The organism is Allocoleopsis sp., from assembly GCF_036703385.1.
Classification (GTDB): Bacteria; Cyanobacteriota; Cyanobacteriia; order Cyanobacteriales; family Coleofasciculaceae; genus Allocoleopsis.
The window spans coordinates 1-6,037 of the sequence record NZ_DATNPA010000552.1 but is presented as its reverse complement, the minus strand read 5'-3'; the positions used below and the strand labels follow the sequence as shown (position 1 = coordinate 6,037).

The 6,037-nt window shown below is 44.7% G+C and carries 5 protein-coding genes and 1 pseudogene; 3 read left to right on the top strand and 3 right to left on the bottom strand.

Annotated elements, in window-relative coordinates; genetic code table 11:
- The 3 genes from V6C93_RS26990 to asnB all read right to left on the bottom strand — a co-directional run.
- Nucleotides 1-722: heparinase II/III family protein (locus V6C93_RS26990; RefSeq protein ID WP_333479760.1), on the bottom strand; the 722-nt coding region annotated here is incomplete at its 3' end.
- A gap of 22 nt (nt 723-744) precedes the next feature.
- The gene (locus V6C93_RS26985) at nt 745-1,998 is read right to left on the bottom strand and encodes a transglutaminase domain-containing protein (RefSeq protein WP_333479759.1); all 1,254 of its coding nucleotides are present in this window, start codon (nt 1,996-1,998) and stop codon (nt 745-747) included.
- Nucleotides 1,999-2,606: 608 nt separating this feature from the next.
- The gene (gene asnB, locus V6C93_RS26980) at nt 2,607-4,505 is read right to left on the bottom strand and encodes an asparagine synthase (glutamine-hydrolyzing) (protein ID WP_333479758.1); all 1,899 of its coding nucleotides are present in this window, start codon (nt 4,503-4,505) and stop codon (nt 2,607-2,609) included.
- 248 nt (nt 4,506-4,753) lie between these two features.
- Between asnB and V6C93_RS26975 the strand changes: the two genes are divergently transcribed.
- The 3 genes and pseudogenes from V6C93_RS26975 to V6C93_RS26965 form a co-directional block, all read left to right on the top strand.
- Nucleotides 4,754-4,942: an NAD-dependent epimerase/dehydratase family protein gene (locus V6C93_RS26975; protein WP_349262857.1), complete on the top strand. Its 189-nt coding sequence runs from the start codon at nt 4,754-4,756 to the stop codon at nt 4,940-4,942.
- Nucleotides 4,938-5,284: pseudogene (locus V6C93_RS26970) on the top strand (capsular biosynthesis protein CpsI); the annotation flags it as partial. The gene V6C93_RS26975 and the pseudogene V6C93_RS26970, both read left to right, overlap by 5 nt.
- Before the next feature lie 425 nt (nt 5,285-5,709).
- Nucleotides 5,710-6,037: class I SAM-dependent methyltransferase (locus V6C93_RS26965; protein WP_333479755.1), on the top strand; the 328-nt coding region annotated here is incomplete at its 3' end.

The following is a 6,037-nucleotide window of genomic DNA, read 5'->3' as shown; positions in this document are numbered from 1 at the left end:
AGAAACAGAGTACGTAAAAAGCGATCGCGAAATCCGGTATCCGCCCAAGCCTTGCTATGATGAAAAACCTGGAAAAACCACGTCCAACTCAGGATACGCAGCGCCACCTCCATCGTGCAAACCCAGTTCACACTATGGGCATAGGGATTGCTCGTTATCCAATCCTCTAATATCTCTCGAACTGCAACTGCATAGCGTTCATCTCCTGTTAGGAGGTAGGCTTGTCCTGCCGGAATCAGCCACTGTAAACGTGAAATTTCCCAAGGAATTTTGACATCACTGGGGCGGTCTAGATTAGCGTATTCAATACTACGAATATAAGCAGCTGACCAGGAGATATCGGTTTTATAGTCTTTGTGCCAATCAATCTTGCTACCCAGTGCAATCAGCCCAGAACCGAGTAAATCAACCTGATGCGATAACGCACAATCAGCCGATTTCAGAATGCGATCGTAATCGGCAGGACACAACTGTTCATAGTCTGTTGCGTTCACTAAAGATGTAGGAGCCACAAAGGGACGCTGGCTCAAATAGTGCCATAAACTATCTAAGTTTTTCTCTCCAGTCGCTTTAAGAAGTGCCTGCCGATTAAAACGTGTAACACGAATTGGGGAGAGAAATCGGTCAGCTTCAGCCGTTAACTCACTGTATAGACGCTGCGCGATAACCTTTGGGGGCTTCCGTAAGCCACGCCTTAACATCCCTATCCAGTCGCGAGTCATTATCAGGCTTCTATCACATCAATTATTGCTTTGAATGTACAGTTTTATCTTTAGCGATCGCAACGTTCTTCACGTTCCAGGTAGAAGGCTGCATTTCATACGACCAATTTGCCAAGATGATTTTTATTGGTTTGGCTTCCTTGAGGCTAAACTTAGACATCATATCGGAATTAGCAAAGCGATCGCGCTGACCTGACCAATAGTAGGCCGTATTAATAAACTGCTGGGTGGATGTATCCAATACACCAATATACATGCCGCCATCTAGTACGGCACCTTTTACTCTAACTTGGTAGTCACCTGGAGGTAAATTTTCAGGAGCCGACCAGAGTTGATAACTACTATTGGATGCATCAGTTTTTACCCCAATGCCCTTTTCCTTTGAACCATTGGATACCTTTGTACCTGGTGAAGCCTCCCAACCGCTCGGCAAATTCTCCCTAAAATCCCAAGCATGTACTCTAGTGTCTTCATCATCCTTTAAAGCGGGTGCTAACTGTGATGATTGGACGGCATGACGCCATGTCGGGCCGGGTGGCATGGTCGCAACAACTTTAAAGCTACCGGCATTTTTGGGATTTAATATCTCAATTTCACTAATCTCCACATAAGCCAGTACATCTTGATAGGGAATGTAGAATTCTTGCAGCGAACGACCGGGCAAAACTTTGCGACCGTTAGTCGTAGGAATTGGGTTTTGCTTGGATAAGTAGGCTTGACGTAACTCCAAAACCCCCAGTGGTTTACCATCCAATTCCCATTGAGTGTTAAAGGATGGGTCTTGCAATACCCAGCGATTGTCTAAAAATACCTCAACGGTCGAATGCGTGTCTGGAATTTTTGCCGCAGGATTCTTTGGAGACTGAGTGCGGTTAACGGCTTCGTGATTGGCAAGGCTAACTAAACGTGCGGGAATATCAAACGCCTGAAGCAAACCAATGTAAGTGATAGACATTCCTGTACATATCTGAGGAGATTGACCGGAAACGATCGCTTTGTACTTTTCAACCGTTAATGGAACAGGTACTGGTGCGATTGGGAGAAACATTTTATTTCCTGAGTAGACGTGGTCTCGCAGGAGAATAGCACGCTCCCAGTCTGTCTTTGCCTGCTTCATCTCCGGAACAGTTTGTAATACCGCAGCTCTCAGATTAGAATGAATTGATTGGATGTAATACGCTTCTGCGTTAGTGACTAAATTAGCTAAAGTCTCATTTGAACTATAAATTTTTTGCAGCTCATTCTGAGGAGAGAAGAAAGCTGTATGGGCTATCAATGAACCACTCAATAAAAACCCAAAACAGAGCGAAAGACCTTTAAATTGAATAATTTTCTGCAAGGGAATATATATGTTTTATAACAAGTGACAGTAAATTATCCCAGTAGCACAGAATTGGCTCATGCTCAAGGATAGTTGTTTTATTTACTCAATTATGCGGTAGCTATCCGGATGTTTTTGTCTGTTTAGATAGATGTCTACGTCTTTATACTCCCGTCTAAAGCTTTACGATAGGAGCATCACCTGTTTGCTAGGTTGTAATAGGGAAATCTTGTCCACTTGAAGAGAACTAATACGCTTTCCGGACGCTACTAGTGGATTTTTGCAAAGTTAGGATGCACCCCGTGGCGATCGCTCCTACGATGAGCTGATACAGCAGCAAGATTCGGTTCCTTAAGTGAAAAAGCAGACTTTGATAGAAGGCACCACTGAGGAAAGCCCGGAAAATAAACGCTAAACAGCCGTTGCGAAGTATTAATTTTTAATCCACTCGACTCGCTAAAACTATTATAATCTATGAAAATTTTATAGGTGAAAAGTTACAGTCTGTATAGACTAATTACTTTCTAAAGGAAGAAAAATTCTAGTTTGACTCTCCCTCGATCTCATCTGATGTATTGCTTCCACCACAGAGCAAAATTAAGTAAATACCAGAAGTGACCGCCTTTGTTCTGAGTAATCAAGCGATTGACCTCAGCTTTATCTAAAAAATCGGTATGAGAGCAAAAATCATTGAGTTCTTGACGAGCCTGCTCGCCCAACTTATCGAAAAACCATTCATAAACAGGAACGCCAAACCCTTGCTTTTTGCGATCAATTAGCTCATCTGGAATTAACCCACGCACTGATTTCTTGAGGATATACTTTAATGTGTCGTTTTTAGTCTTGATGGCTTCCGGGATGCTCATCGCTAGCTCGACAACTTTATGGTCGAGGAAAGGAACTCGCCCTTCTAAGCTGACTCCCATGCTCATTTTGTCCACTCGCATCAGTAAAAGTTCGGGAAGGCGCAGGTTGAGATCGACATAAGTCATCCAATTGAGGTGAGATTTTTCCCAGGCTTTGCTTTCAAAACGCTGGTAAATCGGTTTTAGTATCTCCCAAGAGGTGAGGTGAGCAAATTTTTGGCGCAAACGGGGTGATAGGATAGCTTGCTTTTGAGCTTCAGTAAACGCTTCCGCTCCACTCCAGAAGACAGGCTGATTTGTAGCTCCCCGACGCAGCAGTTCGTAGTAGAGTGCTTGACGTTTTCCTGCAAGCTGAAGACCCAAAAGACCGAGTTTTTTGAAGAGTTGGGGGAATGGCAAGGCGTTGTAGCGTTGAAGCTGGAGGAGAATTTTCCAACTGGGGTAACCCCAGAATAATTCATCCGCTCCCTCTCCGACTTGGCAGACAATGACGCCATTATCCCGCGCTAACTTGGAGACGTAGTAAACAGGCACGCAAACAGGGTCGGCAATGGGTTCATCTTGGAGATGTACCATTTGCGGTAGGAAGTCGATTAAGTCATCGATGGTGAGCAGACATTCGTGGTATTCTGCTCCAACTTCTTTGGCCATTGTCTGGGCGTAATGTAACTCATTTTGGTAAGTCTGGTACTCGCCCTTGTAACCAATGGTAAAGGTTTTGACGTTTCCCCCTTCGCCTTCGGAAAATAAGGCGGCATTCGTGCTAGAGTCGATGCCGCCAGAGAGAAAGACTCCTACGGGAACGTCGCTGACTTTACGCAGTTTCACGGCTGTTCGTAGTTCGGCGAGAATTCGTTCGGCGATTTCATCTTCAGAAACACCTATTAATGGTGTGGTGTAGTCCCAGACATCCCAGTAGCGATGTTCGCGGATTTGTCCATCTTCTGTGACTCGTAGCCAACAACCACCCGGTAATTTTTTGATCCCCTCAAAAAGGGTTTGGGGAGCGGGTGTGGTGAGAAAGGAGAGGTAGTGGTAAAAGGCTTCTTCGCAAACGGCGCGTTTTTGGTCGGGGTCTTGCAAAAGAGCTTTGATTTCTGAGGCAAAGGTGATGCGACCGTTATGGATGCTGTAATAGAGGGGTTTGATACCGATGCGATCGCGAATCAACCATAACTCCCGTGCTTGAGTATCCCACAGTGCGATCGCGAACATTCCTCGGAATTTGTGCAAGCAGTCAATTCCCCATTGCTCAAAGGCATGGAGAATCACCTCAGTATCTGAGTGATCCGTTTTCCAACAATGTCCACCAATTTGCTCTAACTCAGCGCGAATCTCAGCATGATTGTAGATTTCACCGTTGAAAGTAACCCAAAGAGTGCCATCCTCATTACACATGGGCTGGGCAGCCGCTTCAGATAGGTCGATAATTGATAGACGACGGTGCCCCAGCCCCACTTGCCCGTTTTGAGCAATCCACATCCCAGCACCATTTGGCCCACGGTGGAACATAGTATCCCGCATCTGGCTAAGGTAGGACTCGGTGATACTGAAGGTGCTGTCTTTGAATACCAGTGCGCCAACAATACCGCACATTCAGCTTTTCTCCTTAACCGGTGAATTAAGGTTATACATTATAAATTGCCAAGAGTGACGCTTAATAGGAGCATTGCTCTGAGGCGCTTCCCAATGTAACATTATTATCCAAAATTCATTCATAGTAATGGCGGTTCAACCCGTGGCGAGGCATTTACGGCTTCCAACCCCCATTCTGTACCCAGGGACAAAAACCCTAGTTGGCTGGTAGAGTAACACAAAGTTAGGGATTGAACTGGCACTCGATTATGGAGATAGAGCCAAAACGAGATGCAAAAAAACGGATTCAGACTAGAGAGGATAGGGACAAAATGGGAAAAATCCTGATTACTGGGGCAGCAGGCTTTATCGGCTTCCACCTCGCTCAAAGGCTTCTCTCTAGGGGTGAGCAAGTTATTGGCATCGATAACCTGAATGACTACTACGATCCTAATTGACGATGTGATTGAGGGTGTTGTCCGTGTCTTAGATAAAATTCCTCAGCCGAATCCAGATTGGTCGAGTTTTGTACCCGAGCCAGGGACAAGTTATGCACCTTATAAAATTTACAATATTGGTAACAACAAGCCCGTTGAATTAACTCGGTTTATTGAAGTTTTAGAAAATTGCCTAGGTAGGAAAGCTGAAAAAATTTGCTCCCCTTACAAGCTGGAGATGTACTCGAAACTTACGCTGATATCGATGATTTAGAGAAGGATGTTGGCTTTAAGCCCAGTACATCAATTGAAGTGGGTATTTCGCAGTTCGTAGAATGGTATCGTTCTTACTACAATATTTAGACGGGCTACGACAGCTTCAGATAGGTCAATAATGGATAGACGAGAGTGACCTAGCTCCACTTGGTCATCCTGAGCAATCTACCTCCCACAAGCATCTGAGCCTATAGTGAAACTTTGTGCTCTGTATTCGGACTATGTATGGTTCTTATCCTTGGGGAAGTGCTATGTTTATACATCAGTGTTCCAACAATTACGCACATTGTGAAACTTAGCTGTAAATATTTGAGATAGTAGCATGTAGTATCCATGCTGAGTTGCTTGAACCGTCAATTCATGGAATCAATGGCAGTAAAGATAGACCACTATGCAATTAGCTCAACTAGGCTCAGCCCTAGATGCACAGCCAAGGTTAGTCAATAAGGCCTATTCGCTGGTAAGCTATTGACGCTTCAAAACACAGACAAGTTTCCCATAGGAGGTAGATTGTGGAATTCGAGACTTATGCGATCGAAGCCGAAGTATCGGCATACCACTGGTGGTTTGTGGGACGGCGTCACCTGCTCTCAAAGCTTCTCCAGCAATTAGCACTTCCGAAAGATGCTGCCATTCTGGACGTTGGTACTGGCACTGGCTCTAATCTATCTGTGCTGCGTGAATTGGGGTACACTGCTGTTAAAGGTATTGATAGTAGTATTGAAGCCATCCATTATTGCCATGAAAAAGGGTTTAAAAATGTAAGTTTGGGGGATATTGGCGATTTACCTTTTCCAGATGCTACGTTTCAACTCGTCCTTGCTACTGATGTAATCGAAC

Coding starts and splice junctions, on each gene's coding strand:
- V6C93_RS26975 (WP_349262857.1), top strand. CDS start 4,754: ATGGAGATAGAGCCAAAACGAGATGCAAAAAAACGGATTCAGACTAGA.
- asnB (WP_333479758.1), bottom strand. CDS start 4,505: ATGTGCGGTATTGTTGGCGCACTGGTATTCAAAGACAGCACCTTCAGT.